Source organism: Saccharopolyspora sp. NPDC050389 (assembly GCF_040655595.1).
Classification (GTDB): domain Bacteria; phylum Actinomycetota; class Actinomycetes; order Mycobacteriales; family Pseudonocardiaceae; genus Saccharopolyspora.
This window is the reverse complement of sequence record NZ_JBFAKG010000011.1, coordinates 87,303-110,301: the sequence shown is the minus strand read 5'-3', so window position 1 is coordinate 110,301 and position 22,999 is coordinate 87,303. Positions and strand designations below refer to the sequence as shown.

Genomic DNA, 22,999 nt, shown 5'->3' with positions numbered 1-22,999 from the left:
ACATAGATACAAGAGGTGGACAAGATGTCCCCGCCGCCGCGATCGCGTCCCGCACAGCACCAGGATCACCCTCGGCTCCCGCCGTGACCAGAGCAAGGGAACCTTCCTGTCACGTCACCCGCAAGACGAGCCGCTGCCGGGCGGGAAATGGCAGGAAGGTTCCCATGCTCACGCTCCCCGGGCCGCTGGGTGACAGGAAAGTTCCCATGCTCGCGTCTCCGCGAATGCCGAGCGCCCGGAGCCGAGCGGATGCGGCCAACAAGACAGAAGCGCCAATACATCTCAAACCGAGCGGAACCGAAGACTTCTCACAGACGTCAAACGCGACGTAAGGTCGACAACCAGTCATTTCACGCCGAGGGGAAGTGCTGCAGTGGGTGGCAATCTGCAGATGACGCCCGGGACGCTGACCGAGCACGGCTCCGGTTGCGAGAGTCTCGCCGACAAGTTCCAGCAGCTTTCTCAGCTGCTGGAACAAGCACGCACCGACGACCAGTGCTTCGGCCCGATCGGCAACGCCGTCGGCATCAGCGACAAGTACTTCGAAACCCTGCAGGGCTGCCAGGAGAGTGCCCAGAAGGCCCAGCAGTTCCTCACCGAGACCAAGCAGGCCCTCGAAGACACCGTCAAGGACTACGGCGAGACCGAGCAGCAGGTCATCGAGATGCTGAACAAGGCCGGAGAGGGGCTCGCAGGATGACCGGCCCGGGAACTTTCACCGAGCTCAACCAGGGCGACTCCACCCGCAAGAACTGGGCCGAGCAGACCCTGACCCGCGGCTCCTCCATCGCCGGCGCCACCTCCGACCTCAAGGACGCGGCGGCCAACACCAACGGCGGCAGCCTCGCCGACGGCTCCGCCGCACCCGAATGGACCTCCGCTGTCATCGCGGCGCGCCAGGAGCAGATGGACCTGCTGTCCAATCCCGGCCAGGCGCTGCTGGACAACGGCCTCGGCTTCCTGGTGTCGATCGTGATGACGCCGCTGATCGAGATCGCCGAGCAGGCCATCGGCGACCCCGAGCAGATGCGTGCCACCGGCAAGGGCTGGGAAGAGGTCGCGAAGTGGCTTGACTCGGTCGCCGAGCAGGAGCCCCAGCGCGCTGAGGCGACCGCCGGGACGTGGGTCGGGCAGGACGGCGACGCCTTCCGCAAGCAGATGACCGAGTTCGGCGACGGGACCAAGGCCCTGGCGCAGGACGTCCGCGGGCTGAAGGAAACCCTGGACGGCATTGCGGACATGTTCGACATGTTCGTCGAGATGGTCATCAACATCCTCACCGAGCTGATCATCAGCCTGATCATCCAGTGGCTCGCCGCGCTCGCCGCGTCGTGGATCACCGCAGGCGCCTCGGTGGGCGCGGCCGGCGCGACCACCACCGCCTCGGTCGGTATCACCGGCGGCCGTATCGCCACGCAGGTCGCCAAGGTCCAGGCCCAGCTCTTCAAGTGGCTGAAGAAGCTTGAAGAGCTGCTCAACAAGATGCGCGGCAAAGGTGGGTTGCAGAAGTTCCTGGCCAACCGGGTGTCCAAGAGCAAGGAGATCACCAACCCGGATGGCACGACGGGCTTCACCTCCAAGACCAGCAACTTGTTCATGGGCCGTCACGGGATGGGGAAGACCGGCGAGGAAGCTTTGGCCGCCAACATCGGCGGTAAGGTGATCGGCGAGGTACTCGGCGGAAAAGCCAGCCTGGGCAAGGCTGCATTGTCCGGCGTTGTGGAAACCGTCGAAGGGCAAGCAATCAAAGAGATCCCCAAGCAGATGTACGACCAGGCCAACCAGCGGATCAGCGGGCAGCTCTCACCGGAGGAGAGCAAGGCTGCGCAGGAGAAGGGATTCTCGTGACCTGGCGGGAGCCGCGAGCTGAATGAACCAAGAACACCTGATCCTCAGCGCGCGGTCGTGGTGGTGCGAGCCGGATGAGCCCATCCTTTGGGCGGTTCCCGACCCGTACCACATTCCGCTGTTCGAGGTCGGTGGCCTCGACGAACACGGCAAGAAGCGTCGCAGCATCGTCACCCGCGCCGCGTTCCAAGTGGGAGCTCTACCGTTCCGTGTCAACGCGCTGATCAGCTGGGGTGACGAACCCGCCGACGACCGCAGTCAGCCCTCGGCTGTGGTGTCGGCACGGGGTGTCGACACACTGGCCGTCCGGATGACGGGTACCGCAGGAGATGCCATCCCCGGGGCGCTACCGGGAGTCCTCGTCGCCACACCACAGCGGTTGGCGCTGCTCGAGCTTCCGGAATACCCCGAAGGTTCGCTGGACGTCCTGGACAAAGCCATGGACACGGTCATGAAGGTCACCGGTCCGGTCGGCAGGCTCGCGGACGACTTCGCGGGAACCATGAACTCCGCCATCAACGGCAAAGGACGCGCCTTCGACCACAAGGGGCAGACCCGTACTCTCGAAATCGTCGAACGGGCTTGCGTGAAAACGGACCAGATCGTCAACTGCGACGTCGTGCAACGCGAGTTCCGCTGGCTTGGATACGAGAAGGAACACCGCCACCGCCCCTACCTGCGAATCAACTTCATTGATGGTTCTCGGCTCGATCTGCGGATCCCGGTGAAGACCGATCCGAACCGGGTTCTTGGGCTGGTACGCGGCAATGGGGGCAGCAGTTGGTAGCAACACCGAACGAACTCGCACAGTTGGCTGCGCAGGGCTGGCTGCGCCAAGGCGAGTCGTTGCACCGGGTCTTCGAACGGCGACCCGGCTATCTGGCATCCACAGTCGCCGGCAATGCGAAGGCACCGCACATTCCGGTCAACCCGGTTCCGAGGTGCAATCAAGCAGTGTCGGAGGACTACCTCAAGCCATCGGAGCTCGTAGCGCGAGGCGAGCACCTCGGCGACGAGTGGGTGCATGACCGCGGGGTTCGAGGGTGGGCGACGGCCGCTGCCGGGCACCAGCTCGCCGTGCAGGTCGTCGACATGCTGACGGCGGGCAACGGCTACGCCTGGTTGATCGCCACCACGCACCGCGTGGCCGTGGTCATCCCGGCCCAATTCGTCGACCAACCGGCAGCGCCCCTGGTCACCTGGTGGGAGCAGCCCCCGAACGCGGTACGCGGCATCCGCGACGTGCTGTTGGGGCGAACGTTCTTCGGAGCGCCGTTCGCCTCCATCGACTTCGCCGACGGCTCCAACCTCCTGCTCCGGCAGTGACCCTTCGCCGCAGGCGTCGCGGATGGCAGGAAGGTTCCCATGCTGCGGCCCCACTCGGGCCGTGGTGACAGGAAGGTTCCCGTGCTCCACGCCGTCGGCAATGGCAGGAAAGCTCCCATGCTGCGCTGCTATGCGGGCGGAGTGACAGGAAGGTTCCCGTACTGCACTCCGGCCGCCGTCGTGGTGACAGGAAAGTTCCCATGCTTTCGCGGTGTCACAGCTGGGCGAGGGTTTTGATCGACGGCAGGGCCGTCTTGCCCAGGCGGTCCACCGCGCGCTGGACGTGGTCGCCCGGGTAGCGGAAGCGCAGCTGGTCCGGCACCGCCAGACCCGTCGTCCTGAATCCGCACAGCCCGGCCGTGACCACCGGGGCCGGGTATGCCGGGCGGCCGTGCAGCTTCCGCGCCCACTCCGGCAGCACCGAGTACGCGAGGTGCCCGAGGGGCAGGTAGCCGAGGTTCACCGGCAGCAGCCACCACGGCGCGAACGGCCGGTGCAGGAAGTCGTAGACCAGGTCGGAATCGGCCGTTCGCTGCAGTTCTGGCCGGATCTGCTCGAAGTACTCCGCCATCGCGCGGGTCGATCCGGGCACCTCCGCCGGGTCGAGCCCGACGAGGGCGGCCGCCCGGCGCTGTTCGTCGAAGTACCGGTCGAGTTGCGCGTCGGTGAGCGGGAATCCCGCGCGCCGCACCACGCCGGCGAACGAGGCGACCTCGGCGCAATGCACCCAGCGCAGCAGGTCCGGCTCGTCCAGGCGGATCTCGGCGCCGGTTCTCGGATCCGTCGCGCTGAGCGTGCGATGCACCCGGCGGACTCGTTCGCCCACGGATTCGGCTTCGGTCGTCGTGCCGTAGGTCGTCGTGGCGACGAAGTTGCCCGGTGCGCATCAGGCGTCCCAGCGGGTCTTCCCGGAACCGGGAGTTCTGCACGACAGCCGCCACCGCGCGTGGATGCAACGCCTGCAGGTAGAGGCTGCAGATCCCGGCGATCCACATCGCCGGATCGGCGTGCAGCTGCCATGTCACGGTCTGCGGCCCGAACAACCCCTCGTCGCGCATGCGCGCTTCACCCGCCCAACATCAGCACCGGAACCAGCTGTTCGGCCGAGGTGAGCGACCCGTGGTGGCCCCGCAACGCGGACTCGCCCGGCTCGACCACCGATCGGATCACCCCGGAATCACGCATGATCGCCAACACGTCGCCGATGCGCGGGCGCACCGAATCGGCGACCACTGGGCCGAACCAGCCATCGTCGATCGCCTGCTCGCCGGTGAGCACCACGCCGCGATCGCCGATCGTCTCCCGCCACGCGGCATGCACATCGGCGAGTGCACCGGGTTCGACGTAGATGTGGCGGGCGCGGACTTCGCCGCCGAGGAGCCGGACGCCGGCTCGCAGCGCCGGGTCGGTGTCGGCATCGACCGCTTCGCCGGGGTCGACCTGGACCATGCCGTGATCGGCGATCACGGTCAGCACCGCGTCACGCGGGAGGCGCTCGGCCAGCATCGCCACCAGGCGATCGATCACTGTTAGCTGCAGGCGCCACGGCAACGAGCCCGGGCCGTGAATGTGCCCGAGAAAGTCGAGGTGACCGTGATAGCCGTAGCACAACGCCGGGCCGCCAGCGCCCAGCGCGCCGAGTAGTTCAGCGGCAAGATCGCCCAGGGCGCGCAGTCCCCGGAAGTCCGCGCCACGAAACGCGGCCCTGGTCAGCCCGGTGTTCGCGAACTCCGCCGGCACGGCGGTCCGGACGTCGACGCCTGCGGCGGCCGCCCGTTCCAGCACCGTCGGCGTCGGTTGGGCCTGTTCCGGCGGCCACTGATCGAGCAGGCTTCGACGGCCTCCGGCGGAATCGCCCACCGTGCCGTGGGTTCCCCAGCTCAGCGGGTGCAGCAGGCCGCCTGACGGCTCGGCGAAGCTGTAGCCGACGAGACCGTGCTCGCCCGCGCACCGGCCGGTGCCCAGCGAGGTGATGCTGGTGACCGTCGTCGTCGGGAAACCCGCCTTCAGCGGCGGCGACGTCAACAGGCTCGCCATGAACGGCGCGTCGGCCGCGTGTTCGCGCAGCAGGTCTCGGCCGAGCCCGTCGATCAGCAGCACTCCCGCGGTGCGGCAGGCCGGGAACCCGATGGTGTCGGAGAACCCGGCCACGCCCATCGCGCCGAGCAGCGACGGCAGGACGTCGGGCAGTGCGCGCCCGTCGTCGTCGGGAGCGACGATCCAGTCCATGGCGCCTTGCCTCTCTCGTGGGCGCGTGCGCCCACGACCATCAGAATCCCATCGACCGCCCGATGATCTCCTTCATGATCTCGGTGGTGCCGCCGTAGATCGTCTGGATCCGGGAATCCAGGTACGCCTTGGCGACCGGGTATTCCGTCATGTAGCCGTAGCCGCCGTGCAGTTGCAGGCAGCGGTCCACGACCCGCTTGTTCAGCTCGCTGAGCCACCACTTGGCCATCGCGGCGTGCTCGACGTCCAGTTCACCGCGAACGTGGTCCGTGATGCAACGATCCGTGAACACCCGGCCGATCTCGACCTCGGTGGCCATCTCCGCCAGCTCGAAGCGGATGTGCTGGAGCTTGCCGATCGGGCGGCCGAACGCGGTGCGGTCGCGGCAGTAGTCCTTGGTGATCGCCAGGACCTTCTCGGAGGTGGCGGCGGAGGCGACCGCGATCGACAGCCGCTCCTGCGGCAGGTTCTGCATCAGGTAGATGAAGCCCTGCCCTTCCTCGCCGAGCAGGTTGCTCGCCGGCACCCGCACGTCGTTGAAGAACAGCTCCGCGGTGTCCTGCGACTTCTGGCCGATCTTGTTGAGGTTGCGGCCGCGTTCGAAGCCGGGCATGCCGCGCTCCACGACCAGCAGGCTGATGCCCTCGTACCCGGCGTCCGGGTCGGTGCGGGCCACCACGATCACCAGGTCGGCGAGGATGCCGTTGCTGATGAACGTCTTCTGCCCGTTGAGGACGAAGTCGTCGCCGTCGCGCACCGCGGTGGTGCGGATGCCCTGCAGGTCGCTGCCCGCACCCGGCTCCGTCATGGCGATGGCGGTGATGAGCTCGCCCCGGCAGAACCCGGGCAGCCAGCGCTGCTTCTGCTCGTCGTTGGCCAGCTTGATCAGGTACGGCGCGATGATGTCGTTGTGCAGCGGCGAACCGAAGCCGGAAATGCCCGCGTTGACGAGTTCCTCGTCGAAGACCACGTTGAACCGGAAGTCGTCGACGCCACCGCCGCCGTACTGCTCGTCGACGGCGAAGCCGAGCAGCCCCTGCTCCCCGGCGGCCAGCCACGACTCGCGGCTGACGACCCCAGCTGCCTCCCACTCCTCGACGTGCGGCACGAGCTCCTTGTTGACGAAGGTGCGCACCGTCTCGCGGAACGCCTCGTGCTCGGGCTCGAACAACTCCCTGCGCATCGGTTCACGCCTCCTTTCGATGTTCACGCCGGGCGTGAGAGGAAGGGAACTTTCCTGTCACCACGCCCCTGGCGGAACGACAGCATGGGAACTTTCCTGTCACGGACCGGCGGGGGCGGGTCGCGGTTCGGTGTCCGGCCGTTGGTTGCCGATAGGTGCGAGAATGGGAACCTTTCTGCCATCCTCCGCCTGCATGTCGAGCGGTCGCGGCAGCGCCGCTCATCGGTTCCCCGAGCCGAACGCGCCGGATTCGAGCAGTTCCTGCGGAACCTTCCAGTCCCGCAGCACCGCGTCGGTGTCCGCGCCCGCCTCGGCGACCGGCCCGGGCGGCGGGTTCGGGGTTCGGCTGAAGCGCGGCGCCGGTGCCGGCTGCAGGGCGCCGTCGCGCCGCACGAGTGTTTCCCGGGCCGCGATGTGGGGATGGGTTTCGGCTTCTGTCATGGACAGCACCGGTGCGACGCACGCGTCCGAGTCGGCGAACAGTTCGGCCCACTCCTGCCGGGTTCGCTGCCGGAAGGTCGCGGCGAACCGTTCGCGCAGTGCCGGCCAGTTCGCCGGGTCGTCGCGGTCGGGCACCTCGCCCGCCAGCCCCAACCGGTCCAGCAGTTCGGCGTAGAACTGCGGTTCCAGCGCCCCGACCGAGACGTATTCGCCGTCCGAGGTTTCGTAGACGTCGTAGTAGGGCGCGCCGGTGTCCAGCAGGTTGGTGCCGCGGTCGGTCTTCCAGCCGCCGGTCGACAAGAAGCTGAACAGCATGGTGCCCAGGTGCGCGGCACCGTCCACGATGGCCGCGTCGACGACCTGCCCGCGGCCGCTGGTGCGCGCTTCGAGCAGCGCCGCCAGCACACCGACCGCCAGGTACATCGCGCCGCCGCCGAAATCGCCGAGCAGGTTCGCGGGAACCTGCGGTGGCCCGCCCTCGCGGCCGATGGCGTGCAGCATGCCGCTGAGGGCGATGTAGTCGATGTCGTGTCCGGCGGTCGACGCCAGCGGTCCGTGCTGGCCCCAGCCGGTCATCCGCCCGTAGACCAGCTTCGGGTTGACCGCCCAGCACTGCTCCGGCCCCACGCCCAGGCGTTCGGTGACGCCGGGGCGCAGCCCTTCCAGCAGCACGTCCGCTCGCTCGGCCAGCGCCAGCACCGCCTCCGCGCCGCGTTCGTGCTTGAGGTCCACCTGCACCGAACGCTTGCCGCGGTTGAGCAGGTCGGTCTTGCCTCCGCCGGACGTGGGCCGGTCCACTCTCACCACATCGGCACCGAGATCGGCCAGCAGCATCGCGCAGAACGGAGCCGGACCGATCCCGGCCAGCTCGACTACCTTGACCCCGGCCAGCGGCCCGCCTGTTCCCGTCACGCCACACCTCTCCGCAGCCTGTGTCACGCACCACAAGTATCGCGACGCAATTAGTGTTACACCGTTGGTGTTACAGCGGTCAAGGCCTTGACCTGCCCCGAAAGCCCTGCATTCAGGGCAGGTTTCGAGCAGACATGCATCACAGCACACGAAACATGCACTCGGCTCCCACGCAGCGCTCGCAGTGTCGTCGGCGCGTGGAACGAGACGTCCGATTGCCGCCAGCCCCGTGGCACCTCCCGCCACAAGGATGGATCGCATGACGGCAACAACCTCGACGCATACCCGGATCGAACCCGGCATCCTCTACTTCGGGACGCCGGTAGTGCTGATCTCCACGCTGAACGAAGACGGATCCGCCAACCTCGCCCCGATGTCATCGGCCTTCTGGCTCGGCTGGCGAGGCATGCTCGGGATGAGCGCCCACTCGAAGACCATGCAGAACATGCGGCGGACCGGTGAATGCGTCCTGAACCTGCCGTCCGATTCGCTCGCGTCCGTCGTTGATCGGCTGGCGTTGACCACGGGTTCGAATCCGGTTCCGCCCTACAAGCACGAAGGCGGCTACCGGTTCGAGCACGACAAGTTCGGCCGCGCGGGACTCACGCCGGTCGCCTCCGAAACAGTGTCGCCGCCGCGAGCGGCCGAGTGCCCGGTGGCGATGGAAGCCGTCGTCGAGGCAGAGCACCCGGTGGCCGAGGACGACGAGGCGCAGCGCGGCGGGATCGTGGCCCTGGAGGTACGCATCCAGCGCGTGCACGTGCACGAGCAGATCCGCATGGAGGGAACCAGCGACCGCATCGACCCGGACGCGTGGCGACCGCTGATCATGAGCTTCCAGAAGTTCTACGGGCTCGGACCGCAGGTGCACCCGTCCAGGCTCGCGCAGATCCCGGAAGGGTTCTACCGCGGCCCGGACATCGAACGAGGACGAGAGGCCCCGACGCTGCAGGTCGGCTAGGCCCCGAGTGCCCCGGCTCGGACCGCCGGTGGCTCACTCATGCGGATGGCCCGCTCTCGCAGACGCGAGAACAGGCCATCCGCATGAGGATCGACCAAGATCCTGGGGCGGACAGCAGGCGACAGGCACCTTCGGCACACCGTGACCAGAACTCACAAAAACGTAGTCCGACCTGCTTGAATCCAGATAGCCGGGATCACAGCGTCGATGAGACACCGTTGGTGTTACAGCGGTCAAGGAGTAACGTTGCCGACATGCTCCGAACTGCGGACGAAGAGCTCACCATCGACGAACTGGCCGCCCGCGCCGGAGTCACCGTGCGCACCGTCCGGTTCTATTCCTCGCGCGGCCTGCTGCCGCCGCCGCGGCTGCGCGGCCGGCTCGGCCTCTACGGCGGCGACCACCTGGCCCGGCTCGACCTGATCCGCGAACTGCAGGCGCTCGGCTTCACGCTGTCGGCGATCGAGCGCCACCTGGAGCGAATCCCGGCCGACGCCTCGCCGGACGAGCTCGCGTTGCAGCGCGCGCTGATCGCGCCGTGGACGGACGACCACGCCGAGGACCTGGAGCGGCACGAGCTCGACCGCCGCGCCGGCCGGCACCTCGACGACAGGCTGGTCGAGCAACTCATCGAACTCGGGATACTGCAGCGGATCCCTGACTCGACGCGGCTTCGGCTGCCCAGCCCGGCGATGCTGGGCGTCGGCCTGCAGATCCTGGACCTCGACCTGCCGCTGGAAATGCTGTTGCAGGCCAAGGGGATCGTGGAGCAGCACACCGCGCAGATCGCGACCGAGCTGCGCGAGCTGTTCGCCGCGAACGTGCTGCGCCCGTACGTCGAGCGCGGCCGACCGGAGGATGAGCGCGAGCGGGTCCGAGCCGCGACCGACCAGTTGCGACCACTGACCATCCAGGTCCTGGTCAACGGATTCCAGCGCGCCGTCAACGACGTGATCCGCGACCACGTCTGAATTGACCGGATCGGGCGGCCGATTCCAGCTTTCGGCGCTGGCCAACGGCACCACCTATGAGGTTTCATCTCGTCGTGACGCATGCCACACCTGCGCATGCGCGGAGGGGAGACCGGATGCGATGAGCGTTTCGGAAGCCTGGGCCACCGCCGCGTCGGAGACGACCATCCCGCAACTGTTCTCGCGCAACGCCGCGGAGTTCCCGCAGCGCCCCGCGCTCACCGACAACGGGCGCGAGCCGCGCACCTGGACCTGGACCGAAGCACGCCACGAGGTCCACGGACTGGCCGCCGGACTCGCGGCATTGGGCCTGCAAGCCGGCCAAACGATGTTGATCATGATGGCGAACCGCGCCGAACACTGGCTGATCGATGTCGCGGCGACCCACATCGGCGCGGTGCCGAGCACCCTCTACCCCACCCTCAGCCAGGACCAGGTGCACTACATCGCCCAGCACAGCAGGGCCCGGGTCGTCGTGCTCGACGGCCCCGACCAGCTGCGGCGTTGGTCCAAAGTGCTGCGCAACGTGTCCACGATCGAGCACGTCGTGGTGCTGGACGAGGCGGCGATGGTGTCCGCGGACCACCGGTTCCACACCTGGGAACGCTTGCGGGTGCTCGGCGAACAGCGCTTGCGCGATGATCCGCACCTGGTGCAGCAGTCGGCGGCGGCGATCGCACCGAACCATCCGGCGGCGATCCTCTACACCTCCGGCACCACCGGCGAGCAGAAAGGCGTGGTGCTCACGCATCGGAACATCTGCTTCGCGGCCGCAGCGCTGCACCAGATCACGCAGCCCGAGCAGCACGCGCCACGCCTGTGCTACCTGCCGCTGGCGCACATCGCGGAGCGGATGGTCGGGCTCTACGCCGCGATCCACGACGTCGCGCACGTGCATTTCTGCGCCGATCAAGGCCGAGTCCTCACCGCACTGACCCGCGCCCGGCCGTCGCTCTTCTTCGGCGTGCCCAGGATTTGGGAGAAGCTTGCCGCAGCGCTCCAGAAGATCCCGGCCGAACAGCGCGCCAACCCGCAGGCACTACGCGCCCGCATCGGCTTGGACCGTGCCATGTGGCCGTCCAGCGGCGCCGCCCCGATAGATACCGGGTTGCTGGAGTTCTTCAGCACGATCGGCTTGGACATCTTCGAGCTCTGGGGCCTGACCGAAACCACCGGCTGCGTCACCACCAACTACGCGGGTGCGCGCCGACCCGGCACCGTCGGCCGCGCGGTGCCCGGCGTGGAGATCCGCACCGCGGCCGACGGGGAGGTGCTGGTGCGCGGCCCTCTGGTGTGCGCGGGGTATCTGCAGCCCGACGGGGTGATCCGGCCGGCCGCCGACGCCGACGGCTGGCTGCGCACTGGCGACGTCGGGGTGCTGGACGCCGACGGCTACCTCACCATCACCGGCCGGAAGAAGGAACTGATCATCTCCGCCGGCGGCAAGAACATCGCGCCCACGGCGGTGGAGAACGCGCTCACGGCGCACCCGCTCATCGGGCACGCGCTGGTGTTCGGGGATCGCCGCCCGTACCTCGTCGCGCTGCTGGTGCTCGATGAGGACACCTCGCCGAAGTGGGCGCGCGACCGCGGCATCGCCTTCCAGGACCGCGCCGAACTGGCCGCGCATCCTGCCGTCCGGTCCGAAGTGGAGGCCGCGGTGCGGGCCGCGAACGAGCGGTTGAACCGGCCCGAACAGGTCAAGCGCTACCGGATCCTCGGCCAGCAGTGGGGCGTCGAAGGCGGCGAGCTGACCCCGACGCTGAAGCTCAAACGCCGGGTGATCCACGACAAGTACGCCGACATCATCGACCAGCTCTACGACGACTGACCAAGCAACGCGAGCACGGGAACCTTCCTGTCACCCAGGGACCCGGCGGTGCGAGCTTGGGAACCTTCCTGTCACTGTCGCCGCGGCGACTTGGCAGAAGGTTCCCTTCCTGTCACCAGACAGCAAGGGAACCTTTCTGTCACCACGGCTCACGACGACCGCGAGCATGGGAACTTTCCTGTCATCTCAGCTACGCGACGACGTGAGCATGGGAACCTTCGTGTCATCCGCCTCTGCGGCTTGGCAGCATGGGAACCTTCCTGGCACCGAGGCTCCTGGCGGCCTGAGGATGGAACCTTCCGTCACCGTGACGACAATCCTGAGTCCGTCCTAGTTCTTCGGACCGGTGCATTCGATGCCGGTCCAGAGGCCACCGGGTAGCTGGTATCGCGACACCGGCGGTGGTTGGGGCGGGTGGCCCGCCCCAACCGCGCGGCTGTTCAGGTCGTCACGGGTTCAGCTTCGCGGGCCCAGCGGGTCGGTTCGCCGGTGATGCCCAGGCACGCCACCGTGATCAGCGCGCCGATCACCAGGTACGCCGCGATCGGCCAGGACGCTCCGCCGGAAATGGTCAGCAGAGCCGTCGCCACCACCGGCGACAGCCCGCCGCCCAGCACCGAGCCGCTCTGGTAGCCCAGGGACACGCCGGTGTAGCGGACCTTCGTGGCGAACAGTTCCGCGCAGAACGCCGCCATCGGGCCGAAGACCGCCGCCGAACCCCCGTATCCCAGCGTCATCGCCAAGACGATCAGCGCCGGGTTCGCGGTGTCCAGCAGCCAGAACATCGGGAACGCGTACAGCGCCAGGAAAATCCCGCCGCCGAGCATCACCTGGGTGCGGCCGAGCCGGTCCGACAGGTGTGAGAACAGCAGGATTCCGGCGATCTGCGCCGCCGATCCGCACAGGCTGCCGAGCAGCATCACGTCGCGGGTGACGCCGAGCTTCTCCGTGCCGTAGGTCAGCAGGAACGTGGTCAGGATGAAGATGAACGTGTTGAACCCGAGGTTCACCCCCGCCGACAGCAGGATCTGCCGCCACGAGCTGGAGAACGCCTCGGCGACCGGCAGGCGGGCCCGCTCGCCGCGTTGCCGGATCTTCGCGAACTCCGGGCTTTCCGCCAGCCGCAGCCGCACGTACAGGCCGACGCCCACGAGCACCAGGCTCACCAGGAAGGGGATCCGCCAGCCCCAGGTCAGGAACGCGTCACCGGAGATCGCGGTCGCGCCGGCGAAGGCCCCGGTGGCCAGGAACATGCCGCTCGGCGAGCCCAGGAAGGTCCATCCGCCGTACCAGCCGTGCCGGTGCGGCGGCGCGTGCTCGACGGCCATCAGCACCGCGCCGCCCTGCTCGCCGCCGAGGAAGAAGCCCTGCACCAGCCGCAGCACCACGAGCAGCACCGGCGCCCAGATCCCGACCTGCTGGTAGGTCGGGAGCAGCCCGATCGCCGCGGTGCACACGCCGGTCACGCTCAGCGTGATGACCAGCATCAGCTTGCGGCCCACCACGTCGCCGAAGTGCCCGATGACCGCCGCCCCGACCGGCCGCGCCAGGAAGCCTGCGCCGAAGGTGGCGAACGCGAGCAACGCCCCCACCCAGGGGTCGCCTGCTGGGAAGAACAGCTTGTTGAACACCACGGCGGCGGCGGTGCCGTAGATCAGAAAGTCGTAGAGCTCGATGGTGTTGCCCACCGCGCTGGCGAACGCCGCCTTGCGCACCGTGGCTGTGTCCGGCCCCGCAGGTACCGTCGCCATCAGGCCTCCCGTCTGTTGCGGACACCGGCGAGCCGCCCGGTGTCGCGTGGTTCCGCACCACAATGACCAGTGATCGACAAAAGGTCCACCACCTTATCGAGCAGCTCACCGCTTGTGGGCGACTTCCCGCGCTTTCCGATCACGCCTTTTCGTGACAGGTCGTGATGGAAACCGGTTCGGGCGAAGCACGTTTCAGTGATCCGGCGTCGCATCTGCCGCATTTCGCTCGGCCTCGGCGATAAAGAGAAGCGAATCGTCTGATTCAACACATCCAGGAGGATTGACGAGATGGCTGCAAAACGGCTCATCGGCCGAACCTTGCTCGCCGCTGCAACTCTGGCCGGCACCGCGCTGGTCCCGGCGTTCGCCCACGCGCAACCCGCGTCGGCCGCGCACGGCAGCATGATGAACCTCTCGGTCCGCGGCGAAGGCCGTGACGACGTCAGGAACGCGCTCCTGACCTGCGAGCCCGCCGGCGGCTCGCACCCGTACGCGAAGGATGCGTGTCAGGCGCTGAGAGATGTCAACGGTGACTTCAACCTGCTCAGCACCGGCAACTCCACGTGTCCGCTGGTGTACCGGCCGGTGACGCTCACCGCGCAGGGCAGGTGGCAGGGCAAGCCGATCACCTTCGAGAAGACCTACTCGAACGAGTGCGTCGCCGGGGCCGCGACCGGCAAGGTGTTCTCCTTCTGAGGCCGCCGTCGGGCCCCGCCGCGTGCGGGGCCCGACACGGGCCGTGACCTGTGGAACACGGGCTCTCTCCATACCGCCGTTCGGGTTACCGTGACCCCATGGCGACCGACCACGAAGACTGCGATTCCCGCTGGCCGCGGCGGCTGTACCGGGACGGCTCCGATCCCGACCCGAGGTTCACCCTGGCCAACGAGCGCACCTTCCTGGCGTGGATCCGCACCGCGCTCGCGCTGATGGCCGGCGGTGTCGGCGTCGAGGCCCTGAACGCGGCCACCGGCCAGCTGAGTCCACTGCGGACCGCGTTGGCGGTTCTGCTGCTGCTGGCCGGAGTGCTTTGCAGCGCAACGGCTTTCACGCGTTGGTGGACCACCGAGCGGGCGCTGCGGCGCGGTCGGCCGCTGCCCGCGCCGCGGCTGGCGCCGGTCATCGGCTACGGGCTCGGCGCGATCGGCGTCGCCGCTTGCGTCCTCCTGTTCGTGACCGGGTTCTGACGTGGAGCGCCCTGACGGGCCCTGGGATCCGGGACTGCAGGTCGAGCGGACCACCCTCGCGTGGCTTCGCACCGCGCTCGCGTTCGTCGTCGGGATGCTGGTGCTGCTGCGGCTCCTCGCGCACGAGAGCGTCATCGCGGCGGCGGTTTGCGCCGCGCTCACCCTGCCGCTCGGGCTCACCATCAGCTGGCTCGTTTGGCACCGGCACCTCCGGGGCGAGCGGGGCCTGCACGCCGAGACCCCGCTGCCCGGTGGCGCGCTGCCGGCGGCGGTGGCCGCCTTGTCGGTGCTCGCCGGCTGCTCCGGCCTGATGTACGTGCTGTTCGCCTGAGTCAGGCGACCTTCAGTTCGATCTCGACGTTGCCGCGGATCGCGTTCGAGTACGGGCAGACCTCGTCCGCTGCGGCGAGGAGTTCTTGCGCCTGCTCACGCGGCACGCCCGGCAGGTCGACGACCAAGCCGACGCTGAGGCCGAATCCGCCGGCGTCGTTGCGGCCGATGCCGACCTGGGCGGTGACCGACGAATCGGCGATGCCGACCTTGGCGCGGCGCGCCACCACTTGGAGCGCGCTGTGGAAGCACGCCGCATACCCGGCGGCGAAGAGCTGCTCGGGGTTGGTCGCCGCGCCGCCGGGGCCGCCCATCTCCTTCGGCACCGCGAGGTCGAGGTCCAGGACGCCGTCCGAGGACCGAGTCCGCCCGTCCCGACCCGCACCGGTCGCCGTCGCTTCGGCCGTGTAGAGCACTGTCATCGCTGATCCTCCCGTTTGCCTTCCGCCTGTTGCTGCGCCGCCGAATCCAGCGCGGCCGTCAGGCGCTCCAATGTGGACCTCAGCTGGACGAGTTCGTCGACCTGCAGCCCGGTCGCGGACACCATCCGGTCCGGGATGCACCGGGCCTGCGCCCGCAGCTCCGAACCGTCCGCCGTCAACGCGACGGCCACGGACCGCTCGTCCGCGAAGCTGCGTTGACGCGTGATCAGGCCGCGCGCCTCCAGTCGCTTCAGCAGCGGCGACAAGGTGCCGGAATCCAGCCGCAGGGCGGCGCCGAGCTCCTTGACCGTCACCGACTCGCGTTCCCACAGCACCAGCATCACCAGGTACTGCGGATAGGTCAGCCCGAGTTCCTCGAGGAACGGCCGGTACAAGCCGGTGAACGCCCGCGAAGCGCTGTACAACGCGAAGCACACCTGCCGGTCCAAGGCCAACCGCGACTCATCCACACCGACAAGGTAGCGCCAAATTAAGTTGTGCACAACTCAGTTGCTCGCACCCGGTTGTGAGCATGGGAACCTTCCTGTCACCCAGGCCCAGCCGCAGCCCGCCTGAAGCATGGGAACCTTCCTGTCACCCAGGCCCTGCGCAGCGAAGAAGCCCTCGCCGCCGGCTCCCGGCGGCGAGGGCTTCTCACCCGTGTCGGGTCACTTCTCCAGGCAGAACTCCTTGATCGGGTAGCCGACGTGGCGGTCCTCCGCCGGCAGGTAGCCGAGCAGCCGGTCGCCCGGCTTGAGCTCCGTGCTGTTGAGGACCACACCGCCCGGTCCGAGCACCCGGACGTGCCAGTCGTCCTGCAGGATCAGGTTCACCTGCTGGCCCGTGGTGCTGATCGCCTCGATCGAGATCAGCGGCCGGCTCTCGATCTTGACGCGGCCGACCGTGACCACCCGGGTGCGGCCCTTGGTGTCCACCGCGAGCACCTTGCTGCCCGACTTCAGCTCGCTCAGGTAGTTGGTGCGGCCCTGGTGGGACACGGTGTAGGAGTGGATCGCCCCGGCGTTGACCCGGAACGGGCGGGTCGGCATGTACGGCAGCGGGTGCGTTTCGCTGACGCAGAGGATCATGCCCTTCGAGTGCGAGCCGACCAGGATGCCCTCGTCCTCGCGGAAGTAGGTGCAGGTGTCCACGCACGCCCGCTCGCCCATGCCGACGTGCTCGGTGCGCACCACCTCCAGTTCGGTCAGCTCGAGGTCGGCCGAGCCGCCCGCGGACGCCGCGACCAGCTCGGTGGCGTCGCCGACGCGCTGCGGCTTGAGCAGCACGCCGTCCGAGCCGTGCTCCAGGACACCGAAGACGATCTCGGCTTCCTCCACGTCTTCGACGACCGTGACGATGCTGCCGGAGGCGCCGGCCGCGGCGGCGAGCACGATCTCCAGCGGGATCTTGGTCGGGTCGCGGAACCACAGCACGCTCCACCGCTGGGTGCGCGCCGCCTCGCACGCGACCTCCAGCGTCGGCGCGTCGACGATCTCCACGAACGGCCCGAACTCGACGCCCGGGTGGCGGGATGCCAGCACCGCCGGGTCGCCGTGGCGCTCCGGGTCGACGATCACCACGTCCGCCGGCCCCAGGTCGTCGGGCAGCGGGCCGCGCGGCAGCAGCACCTTCCGCACCGTCGGCGGCAGGTCGACCAGCTCGCCGGGCTCGTCGGCCACGATGGCGCTCACCCGCTGGTGCACCGCCTCCTCGACGATGGCGGTCTTGATCTCGGCGTCGACACCTCGGATGTCCAACCACGTCAGTCGCATTGCGTGCTCCTCGGTCAGGTCTCGGTGACTGTTGGCGGAACTCGGTTCGCGCAGGCGGTCACCCGCGCGGGGTCGGGCCGGGCTGGTCAGGAGGCCAGTTCCGGCACCAGGTCGTCGGTGAGCTCGCGGGCCGGGTGGATCAGCGCCGCCACCCGGCGGGCCCGCTGCCCGGGATTCGGGGCCTCGAAGATGTTGCGCCCCATCGCCACGCCCGCCGCGCCCGCGCGCAGCACGTCCTCGACGTGGGCGAGGACCTTCGCTTCGTCGTCGACGCGCGGGCCGCCCGCCGCGACGATCGGCGCGGCGCAGGAATCCACCACTTCGGCCATGGCCTCGACCGTGCCGGGGTAGACGGTCTTGACCAGGTCCGCGCCGAGGTCGGCCGCGAGGGTTGCGGCGTGCGCGACGAGCCGCACGTCGCGCGGATCGATGATTTGCGGGCCGCGCGGGTAGATCATCGCCATCAGCGGCAGGTTCCAGGCGTCGCACGCCTCTGCGACGGCGGCGAGGTCCGCGACTTGGCGGCGTTCCTCCGTCGAGCCCAGGTTGACGTGCACGCTCACCGCGTCGGCGCCCAGGCGCAGCGCGGTTTCCACGCTGGCGACGAGGTATTTCGCGTCGGGGTCCGGCGCGTGCGCCGTGCTGGCGCTGAGGTGCACGATCAGCGACATGTTCACGAAGGCCGCCGGGTCGATGTAGCGCAACGCGCCTTTGTGCAGCACGATCGCGTCGACGCCGTTGGCGGCCAGCTGCGGCGTGAGGCTCGCCGGGCCGCCGGGCGTCGGTAACGGGCCGTCGGTGACGGAGTGGTCCATCGGCACCAGGAGCAGGCGGTCATCGCCGTTTCGCGACATCCGCCGGAGTCTCAGCTGCGCGCCGAACGATCGAGTGGTGGACACCGGGTCCTCCTGTTCACGAGGTGGGGACGGGATCGGGGCGGGGACGGTCCAGTTCGAATTCGTCGTGCAGCGCCGCCACCGCCGCGGCGGTGTGCTCGGCCGGTATCAGCACCGACACGCGCAACTGGTTGGTGTGCAAGGAGTTCGCGGGCACGCCGAGCTCGTCGAGGGTGCGCAGCACCCGCACGGCGTATTCCGGCCGGGTGAGCATTCCCGTGCCCAGCAAGGAGATCTTGCCGAGCTCGCGCTGCACCGTTACGTCGCGAGCGGCGTCCGGCACGGCCAGTTCCACCTGCCGCCGCACCTGGTGGACGGCGGTGCCGGCGACCGTGAAGCTCAGCGCCGGTCGTTCGTCCGCCCAGGTCACCAGGTCGACCGGGATGACCTGGTCGGCGATGGCGCGCAGCGCCCGGTGGGGCCGTTCCGGGTCGTCGGGGTCGAGCCGGATGGTGAACCGGGCGATGTCCGCGTCGTGGGTGATCGCGGCGACGAAGCCTTCCTTCTCCAGCATGCCGATTGGGCTCCCTCCGGTGATCGTCGTGCCGGGGCGGTCGTGCAGGGCGCTCGCCACCAGCAACGGCACGTTGCGGACGGCGGCGAGTTCCACGGCTCGCGCGTGCAGCACCCGTGCCCCGGCGAAGGCCATCTCGGCCATCAGCGGCGCCGCGATCTCCGGCAGCGGCCGCGCCCGCGGCACCAGCCTGGGATCGGCGGTGTAGACGGCGTCGACGTCGGTGTAGATCTCGCACCGGGCGTCGAGTGCGGCGGCGAGCGCCACCGCGGTCGTGTCGGAGCCGCCGCGGCCCAGCGTGAACAGCTCCCCCGCCGCGTCGATGCCCTGGAATCCGGCGACGACCACGACGGAGCCGCGTTCGAGGTGGGCCAGCACCGCACGGGTGTCGATGGTGTTTATCAGGGCGGCACCGTGCGGTCCGGTGGTTCGGATGCCCGCCTGCGCACCGGTGAGCGAGACGGCTCGGGTGCCGCGGCGGTGCAGGGCGGTGGCCACCAGGGCGGCCGAGGCCACCTCGCCGGTGGCCAGCAGTTGGTCGGTTTCCCGCGGCGCGGGATGCGGGTGTAGCTGCTTGGCGTCGGCCAGCAGGCGGTCGGTGGTGTCGCCGCGGGCCGAGACGACCGCGACCGTCGGGCGACCGGTCTGCCGGGCGGCGTCGATGCGCGCTGCCACCCGGCGAACGTGTTCGGCGGTGCTCAGCGAGGTGCCGCCGTACTTCTGCACCAATGGTTTCATCGACACCTCATCGCGAGGGGGCGCGCCGGAGCCGACGCCGGGACGAAACGTTCTGTCGTGCAACATCTTTCTAATCGACCAGCTCGGCGCGGGGCATCGCGGGAACACGTGATTGTCCCGGTGACCGCATGATTTGCCCCGCGATATCCCGGAAAGACGTGCTGCGCGGCGGGTGTCCGCCGGCGTTGAATCGGGCGGTGCGATGTCGAGTCGGTTCGGCCGGGAGATTCGAGGATGCCGTGCGATCGAGGGAGACTCCGATGCGGATCTGCGTGATCGGTGCGGGCCCGCGTGGCCTGATGGTGCTGGAGCGGATCTGCGCCAACAGCCGCGAACTCCTCGGCCCGGCGGTGCCGGTCGAGGTCCACCTGGTGGATCCGCACGTTGGTGCGGGCGGCCGGGTGTGGTGGACCGGGCAGAGCCCGCTGCTGCTGATGAACACGGTCGCCTCGCAGGTCACCGTGTTCACCGACGACAGCGTCGAGTGCGAGGGGCCGATCCGGCCCGGGCCGAGCCTGCACGAGTGGGCGCGTGCCGATCCGGACGAGGTGCCGATCGGGCCGGACGACTACCCGACCCGCGCCGCGTTCGGCCGCTACCTGGCGTGGTTCCTGGATCACGTGATCGCGACCGCGCCTCCGAACGTGACCGTGCGGGTGCACCGCGCCACCGCCGTCGCGATGCAGGACGACGCGCAGCACCAACGGGTCCGGCTCTCCGACGGCGGTGTGCTGTCGGCGGACGTCGTGGTGCTCGCGCAGGGGCATGTCGACACCGAATCCGCCGGTGCACAGCGCGATCTTGCGGAATTCGCGCGCCGGTACCGGTTGCGCTACGTGCCGCCGAGCAATCCGTCCGAAGTGGACCTTTCGTCGATCGTCCCGGGCGAGCCGGTCGGGCTTCGCGGGCTGGGTTTGAACTTCTTCGACTACCTGGCGCTGCTGACCGCCGGACGCGGCGGCCGGTTCGTGCGGGTTTCCGGGAAGCTGCAATACATTCCGTCCGGTCGTGAGCCGGTGCTGTTCGCCGGTTCCCGCCGGGGCGTGCCGTATCACGCGCGCGGGCAGAACCAGAAGGGCGTGTCGGGGCGGCACGAACCGCTGTTCCTGACGCCGGAGGTGATCGCCGGACTTCAGGCACGGGCCGCCGAAGGCGCGCCGCCGGGTTTCCTGGACGACGTGTGGCCGCTGGTGTCCAAAGAGGTCCGGGCGGTGTACTACACGACCTGGATCGGGCAGCACCGCAGCGCGAGCACCGCCCGGGCCTTCCGCCGGGACTACCTGCGCGCGCTCGGCGACGAGGTCGCCGAGCGTTCGGTGCTGCGCCGCTACGGCGTGCCGCCGGGCGAGTGGTGGGACTGGGACCGGGTGACGCGCCCCTGCGGCGGGCTTGTCTTCGCCGACCGCGACGAGTTCCACGGCTGGCTGCTGGAGCACCTCGAACGCGATCTCGTCGAGGCCGAGCTGGGCAACGTCGCCGGGCCGATGAAGGCGGCGCTGGACGTGCTGCGGGATCTGCGCAACGAGATCCGGCTGGTCATCGACCACGGCGGGATCACCGGCGGCTCCTACCGGGACGAGGTGCAGCGCTGGTACACCGGCGAGAACGCGTTCCTGTCGATCGGGCCGCCAGCGCGGCGGATCGCCGAGCTGATCGCGCTGATCGAAGCGGGCGTGGTGCACGTGCTCGGCCCCGGCATGCGGGTGTCGGCCGTGGATGCCTCGTTCATGGTCTCCGCGCGCGGCGTGGCGGCGCCGCCGGTGCCGGTGACGACGCTGATCGAGGCCCGGTTGCCGGAGCCGGACCTGGGGCGTTCGGCCGATCCGCTGCTGAGTTGGCTGCGCCGGACCGGGCAGTGCGTGGCGTACCGGATCGCCGATCCGGACGGCGCCTTCCGGACCGGCGGGCTGGCGGTGACGCGCCGCCCGTACCACCTGATCGACGCCGGCGGCCGCCCGCATCCGCGGCGCTTCGCCTTCGGGGTGCCGACCGAGTCCGTGCACTGGGTCACCGCGGCCGGGGCGCGGCCCGGCGTGAACTCCGTGAGCCTGGCCGACGCGGACAGCGTCGCGCGGGCGTGCTTGTCGGTGCCGCGCAGCGAGCCCGGCCCGCGGCAGGCCGCGTTGTACTCCGACTACCACAACCCGCTCGCCTGGTTGCCGACCAGCGCGCCGCGGCGAGCACGTGAGGAGGTGGCTCGATGAGCCCCGGCGCGGATGCGGGCCTGCTCTCCCCGGTGTGGGCGGGCACTCCGGTGCACGCCGCGACGTCCGACGACGCGTGGCTCGCGGCGATGCTGCGGGTGGAGGTGGCGCTGGCGCGGGTGCAGGCGCGGCTAGGGGTGATCCCGGAATCCGCGGTCGCGGTGATCGAGTCGGTGGCGCGGCCGGAGCGGTTCGACCTCGGCGAGCTGGCCGTGCGGGCACGCGAGGCCGCCAACCCGGTGGTGCCGCTCGTGTCGACGCTGACCTCGCTGGTGGCCGCGGAGAGCCCGGCGGCCGCCGACCACGTGCACCGGGGCTGCACCAGCCAGGACGTGCTGGACACCGCGACCATGCTGGTCGCCGGCCGGGCGCTCGCCGAGCTGGAGTCCTGTTTGGACCGTTGCGCGGCCGCTTTCGCCGCGCTGGCGGAACAGCACCGGGACACGCCGATGGCGGGCCGGACGCTGACGCAGCACGCCGTGCCGACGACGTTCGGGCTCAAGGCGGCGGGATGGCTGGCCGGAGTCGGCGAGGCTCGCCACCGGGTGCACCGGCTGCGCACCGAAGGGCTGCCGGTGTCGATCGGTGGTGCAGGTGGCACCGCCGCCGCGTACGCGGCTTACGCGCAGGTGGCCACCGGTGCCGATCTCGTGGGCGAGCTCGTCGAGGGCATGGCGGGCGAACTCGGCCTCGCGGTGCCGGCCGTGCCGTGGCACACGCAGCGCGTGCCGCTGGCGGATCTCGGCTGGGCGCTCAGCGTCGTCGCCGGGACGCTGGGCAAGTTCGCCGTGGACGTGCAGGTGTTGTGCCGCACCGAGGTCGGCGAGGCCGTCGAGCCGGGCCCGGCCGGGCGCGGGGCCTCGTCGGCGATGCCGCAGAAGCGCAATCCCGTGCTGTCGACCCTGATCGTGGCCGCCGCCCGGCAGGTCGCCCCGGCCGCCGGGGTGCTGGCGCAGTGCATGCTCGCCGAGGACGAGCGTCCGGCGGGAGCCTGGCACGCCGAGTGGCAGCCGCTGCGGGATTGCCTGCGCGCCACGGGCGGCGCAGCGCACACGGCCGCCGAACTGGCCGAGGGCCTCACGGTGTTCCCGGACAGGATGCTGGAGAACCTGCACCGGACTGGCGGCGCGATCGTCGCAGAGCGGGTCAACGTCGCGCTGGCTCCGGCGCTCGGCAAGGCCCGCGCGAAGCAGGTGCTGGCCCGCATCTCGGCCGAGGCCGCCGCCGGGCGCGGCACGTTCGACGAGCTGCTGGCGGATGCGCCGGAGCTCCGCGAGTCCGATGTGGACGGTGAGGCGGTGCGGGAACTGCTCGCCCCGCAGAACTACCTCGGCGCGGCGTCCTGGTTCGTGACGCGCGCACTCGAGGAGTACGGCGCCTGATCACGGGGTGGGGGGCGATGTGCACGAATAGCCGGCACCCCCACCGGGCGGGGGGGGGGTGGGGGCGGAAAACAACCACCCCCCAACCCCAAGCCCCCGCC

At 69.6% G+C, this 22,999-nt stretch carries 23 protein-coding genes and 1 pseudogene; 12 read left to right on the top strand and 12 right to left on the bottom strand.

Annotated features, from left to right (window positions below; translation table 11 throughout):
- Positions 1–373: 373 nt before the first annotated feature.
- The 4 genes from AB0I53_RS09830 to AB0I53_RS09815 all read left to right on the top strand — a co-directional run bounded on the left by AB0I53_RS09830 (position 374) and on the right by AB0I53_RS09815 (position 3,174).
- A complete protein-coding gene (locus tag AB0I53_RS09830; RefSeq protein ID WP_358599249.1) occupies positions 374–700 on the top strand; it encodes a hypothetical protein in 327 nt (108 codons plus the stop codon).
- Positions 697–1,848, top strand: coding sequence for a hypothetical protein (locus AB0I53_RS09825; protein ID WP_358599246.1), 1,152 nt, complete (start codon positions 697–699; stop codon positions 1,846–1,848). Before AB0I53_RS09830 ends, AB0I53_RS09825 begins: the two co-directional genes overlap by 4 nt.
- Positions 1,849–1,870: 22 nt before the next feature.
- Positions 1,871–2,635 carry a hypothetical protein gene (locus AB0I53_RS09820; protein WP_358599244.1) on the top strand — a complete coding sequence of 255 codons (765 nt, stop codon included), beginning with the start codon at positions 1,871–1,873 and terminating at the stop codon, positions 2,633–2,635.
- A 167-nt stretch (positions 2,636–2,802) separates the two neighbouring features.
- The gene (locus AB0I53_RS09815; protein ID WP_358599241.1) at positions 2,803–3,174 is read left to right on the top strand and encodes a hypothetical protein; all 372 of its coding nucleotides are present in this window, start codon (positions 2,803–2,805) and stop codon (positions 3,172–3,174) included.
- Positions 3,175–3,388: 214 nt separating this feature from the next.
- Here AB0I53_RS09815 and AB0I53_RS09810 read toward each other — a convergent pair whose 3' ends face one another.
- The 5 genes and pseudogenes from AB0I53_RS09810 to AB0I53_RS09790 all read right to left on the bottom strand — a co-directional run bounded on the left by AB0I53_RS09810 (position 3,389) and on the right by AB0I53_RS09790 (position 7,939).
- Positions 3,389–4,000 carry an oxygenase MpaB family protein gene (locus AB0I53_RS09810; RefSeq protein WP_358599238.1) on the bottom strand — a complete coding sequence of 204 codons (612 nt, stop codon included), beginning with the start codon at positions 3,998–4,000 and terminating at the stop codon, positions 3,389–3,391.
- A gap of 109 nt (positions 4,001–4,109) precedes the next feature.
- Positions 4,110–4,169: pseudogene (locus AB0I53_RS09805) on the bottom strand (hypothetical protein); the annotation flags it as partial.
- 70 nt (positions 4,170–4,239) lie between these two features.
- Positions 4,240–5,403, bottom strand: coding sequence for an alkaline phosphatase family protein (locus tag AB0I53_RS09800; protein ID WP_358599236.1), 1,164 nt, complete (start codon positions 5,401–5,403; stop codon positions 4,240–4,242).
- Between the two features lie 40 nt (positions 5,404–5,443).
- The gene (locus AB0I53_RS09795) at positions 5,444–6,586 is read right to left on the bottom strand and encodes an acyl-CoA dehydrogenase family protein (protein ID WP_358599233.1); all 1,143 of its coding nucleotides are present in this window, start codon (positions 6,584–6,586) and stop codon (positions 5,444–5,446) included.
- Positions 6,587–6,805: 219 nt separating this feature from the next.
- Positions 6,806–7,939, bottom strand: a complete 1,134-nt coding sequence (locus AB0I53_RS09790) for a CaiB/BaiF CoA-transferase family protein (RefSeq protein WP_358599230.1) — start codon at positions 7,937–7,939, stop codon at positions 6,806–6,808.
- 259 nt (positions 7,940–8,198) lie between these two features.
- Here AB0I53_RS09790 and AB0I53_RS09785 point away from each other — a divergent pair, with 259 nt between their 5' ends.
- The 3 genes from AB0I53_RS09785 (at position 8,199) to AB0I53_RS09775 (ending at position 11,702) form a co-directional block, all read left to right on the top strand.
- The gene (locus AB0I53_RS09785; protein ID WP_358599227.1) at positions 8,199–8,900 is read left to right on the top strand and encodes a flavin reductase family protein; all 702 of its coding nucleotides are present in this window, start codon (positions 8,199–8,201) and stop codon (positions 8,898–8,900) included.
- A gap of 254 nt (positions 8,901–9,154) precedes the next feature.
- The gene (locus AB0I53_RS09780) at positions 9,155–9,871 is read left to right on the top strand and encodes a MerR family transcriptional regulator (RefSeq protein ID WP_358599224.1); all 717 of its coding nucleotides are present in this window, start codon (positions 9,155–9,157) and stop codon (positions 9,869–9,871) included.
- Between the two features lie 121 nt (positions 9,872–9,992).
- Positions 9,993–11,702 carry a long-chain fatty acid--CoA ligase gene (locus tag AB0I53_RS09775; RefSeq protein ID WP_358599221.1) on the top strand — a complete coding sequence of 570 codons (1,710 nt, stop codon included), beginning with the start codon at positions 9,993–9,995 and terminating at the stop codon, positions 11,700–11,702.
- A gap of 440 nt (positions 11,703–12,142) precedes the next feature.
- Here AB0I53_RS09775 and AB0I53_RS09770 read toward each other — a convergent pair whose 3' ends face one another.
- Together AB0I53_RS09770 and AB0I53_RS09765 are read right to left on the bottom strand one after the other, a co-directional pair.
- Positions 12,143–13,453: an MFS transporter gene (locus tag AB0I53_RS09770; RefSeq protein WP_358599218.1), complete on the bottom strand. Its 1,311-nt coding sequence runs from the start codon at positions 13,451–13,453 to the stop codon at positions 12,143–12,145.
- The gene (locus AB0I53_RS09765; protein WP_358599215.1) at positions 13,453–13,761 is read right to left on the bottom strand and encodes a hypothetical protein; all 309 of its coding nucleotides are present in this window, start codon (positions 13,759–13,761) and stop codon (positions 13,453–13,455) included. The genes AB0I53_RS09770 and AB0I53_RS09765 overlap by 1 nt, the downstream gene beginning before the upstream one ends.
- On the opposite strand from AB0I53_RS09765, the gene AB0I53_RS09760 reads away from it, so the two are divergent.
- The 3 genes from AB0I53_RS09760 (at position 13,742) to AB0I53_RS09750 (ending at position 14,971) form a co-directional block, all read left to right on the top strand.
- Positions 13,742–14,149: an SSI family serine proteinase inhibitor gene (locus AB0I53_RS09760; RefSeq protein ID WP_358599212.1), complete on the top strand. Its 408-nt coding sequence runs from the start codon at positions 13,742–13,744 to the stop codon at positions 14,147–14,149. The genes AB0I53_RS09765 and AB0I53_RS09760 overlap by 20 nt on opposite strands.
- 98 nt (positions 14,150–14,247) lie before the next feature.
- Positions 14,248–14,640 (top strand): DUF202 domain-containing protein, encoded by a 393-nt coding sequence (locus tag AB0I53_RS09755; protein WP_358599210.1) that lies wholly within the window; start codon positions 14,248–14,250, stop codon positions 14,638–14,640.
- A gap of 1 nt (position 14,641) precedes the next feature.
- Complete coding sequence (locus AB0I53_RS09750; protein ID WP_358599207.1) at positions 14,642–14,971, top strand: DUF202 domain-containing protein; 330 nt, start codon at positions 14,642–14,644, stop codon at positions 14,969–14,971.
- Position 14,972: 1 nt separating this feature from the next.
- On the opposite strand, the gene AB0I53_RS09745 is transcribed toward AB0I53_RS09750, so the two are convergent.
- From AB0I53_RS09745 to AB0I53_RS09725, 5 genes are all read right to left on the bottom strand, one after another.
- The gene (locus AB0I53_RS09745; RefSeq protein ID WP_358599204.1) at positions 14,973–15,392 is read right to left on the bottom strand and encodes an organic hydroperoxide resistance protein; all 420 of its coding nucleotides are present in this window, start codon (positions 15,390–15,392) and stop codon (positions 14,973–14,975) included.
- Positions 15,389–15,862, bottom strand: a complete 474-nt coding sequence (locus AB0I53_RS09740; RefSeq protein ID WP_358599201.1) for a MarR family transcriptional regulator — start codon at positions 15,860–15,862, stop codon at positions 15,389–15,391. Before AB0I53_RS09740 ends, AB0I53_RS09745 begins: the two co-directional genes overlap by 4 nt.
- Before the next feature lie 198 nt (positions 15,863–16,060).
- Complete coding sequence (locus AB0I53_RS09735; RefSeq protein ID WP_358599198.1) at positions 16,061–17,164, bottom strand: 3-dehydroquinate synthase II; 1,104 nt, start codon at positions 17,162–17,164, stop codon at positions 16,061–16,063.
- Between the two features lie 86 nt (positions 17,165–17,250).
- Positions 17,251–18,063 carry a 2-amino-3,7-dideoxy-D-threo-hept-6-ulosonate synthase gene (locus AB0I53_RS09730; protein ID WP_358599195.1) on the bottom strand — a complete coding sequence of 271 codons (813 nt, stop codon included), beginning with the start codon at positions 18,061–18,063 and terminating at the stop codon, positions 17,251–17,253.
- Between the two features lie 13 nt (positions 18,064–18,076).
- Positions 18,077–19,312, bottom strand: coding sequence for an aspartate kinase (locus AB0I53_RS09725; protein WP_358599192.1), 1,236 nt, complete (start codon positions 19,310–19,312; stop codon positions 18,077–18,079).
- A gap of 260 nt (positions 19,313–19,572) precedes the next feature.
- Here AB0I53_RS09725 and AB0I53_RS09720 point away from each other — a divergent pair, with 260 nt between their 5' ends.
- On the top strand, positions 19,573–21,516 hold the full coding sequence (locus tag AB0I53_RS09720; protein WP_358599190.1) for an FAD/NAD(P)-binding protein: 1,944 nt from the start codon (positions 19,573–19,575) through the stop codon (positions 21,514–21,516).
- Positions 21,513–22,898: a 3-carboxy-cis,cis-muconate cycloisomerase gene (pcaB, locus tag AB0I53_RS09715; protein WP_358599187.1), complete on the top strand. Its 1,386-nt coding sequence runs from the start codon at positions 21,513–21,515 to the stop codon at positions 22,896–22,898. The genes AB0I53_RS09720 and pcaB overlap by 4 nt, the downstream gene beginning before the upstream one ends.
- Positions 22,899–22,999 lie beyond the last annotated feature (101 nt).

Bases quoted from the DNA above. Each gene is read 5' to 3' on its own strand.
- AB0I53_RS09755 (WP_358599210.1), top strand. From the start codon at position 14,248: ATGGCGACCGACCACGAAGACTGCGATTCCCGCTGGCCGCGGCGGCTG.
- AB0I53_RS09765 (WP_358599215.1), bottom strand. From the start codon at position 13,761: ATGAGCCGTTTTGCAGCCATCTCGTCAATCCTCCTGGATGTGTTGAAT.
- AB0I53_RS09800 (WP_358599236.1), bottom strand. From the start codon at position 5,403: ATGGACTGGATCGTCGCTCCCGACGACGACGGGCGCGCACTGCCCGAC.
- AB0I53_RS09735 (WP_358599198.1), bottom strand. From the start codon at position 17,164: ATGCGACTGACGTGGTTGGACATCCGAGGTGTCGACGCCGAGATCAAG.
- AB0I53_RS09780 (WP_358599224.1), top strand. From the start codon at position 9,155: ATGCTCCGAACTGCGGACGAAGAGCTCACCATCGACGAACTGGCCGCC.
- AB0I53_RS09775 (WP_358599221.1), top strand. From the start codon at position 9,993: ATGAGCGTTTCGGAAGCCTGGGCCACCGCCGCGTCGGAGACGACCATC.
- pcaB (WP_358599187.1), top strand. From the start codon at position 21,513: ATGAGCCCCGGCGCGGATGCGGGCCTGCTCTCCCCGGTGTGGGCGGGC.
- AB0I53_RS09795 (WP_358599233.1), bottom strand. From the start codon at position 6,586: ATGCGCAGGGAGTTGTTCGAGCCCGAGCACGAGGCGTTCCGCGAGACG.
- AB0I53_RS09720 (WP_358599190.1), top strand. From the start codon at position 19,573: ATGCGGATCTGCGTGATCGGTGCGGGCCCGCGTGGCCTGATGGTGCTG.
- AB0I53_RS09725 (WP_358599192.1), bottom strand. From the start codon at position 19,312: ATGAAACCATTGGTGCAGAAGTACGGCGGCACCTCGCTGAGCACCGCC.
- AB0I53_RS09745 (WP_358599204.1), bottom strand. From the start codon at position 15,392: ATGACAGTGCTCTACACGGCCGAAGCGACGGCGACCGGTGCGGGTCGG.
- AB0I53_RS09820 (WP_358599244.1), top strand. From the start codon at position 1,871: ATGAACCAAGAACACCTGATCCTCAGCGCGCGGTCGTGGTGGTGCGAG.
- AB0I53_RS09785 (WP_358599227.1), top strand. From the start codon at position 8,199: ATGACGGCAACAACCTCGACGCATACCCGGATCGAACCCGGCATCCTC.
- AB0I53_RS09825 (WP_358599246.1), top strand. From the start codon at position 697: ATGACCGGCCCGGGAACTTTCACCGAGCTCAACCAGGGCGACTCCACC.
- AB0I53_RS09770 (WP_358599218.1), bottom strand. From the start codon at position 13,453: ATGGCGACGGTACCTGCGGGGCCGGACACAGCCACGGTGCGCAAGGCG.
- AB0I53_RS09760 (WP_358599212.1), top strand. From the start codon at position 13,742: ATGGCTGCAAAACGGCTCATCGGCCGAACCTTGCTCGCCGCTGCAACT.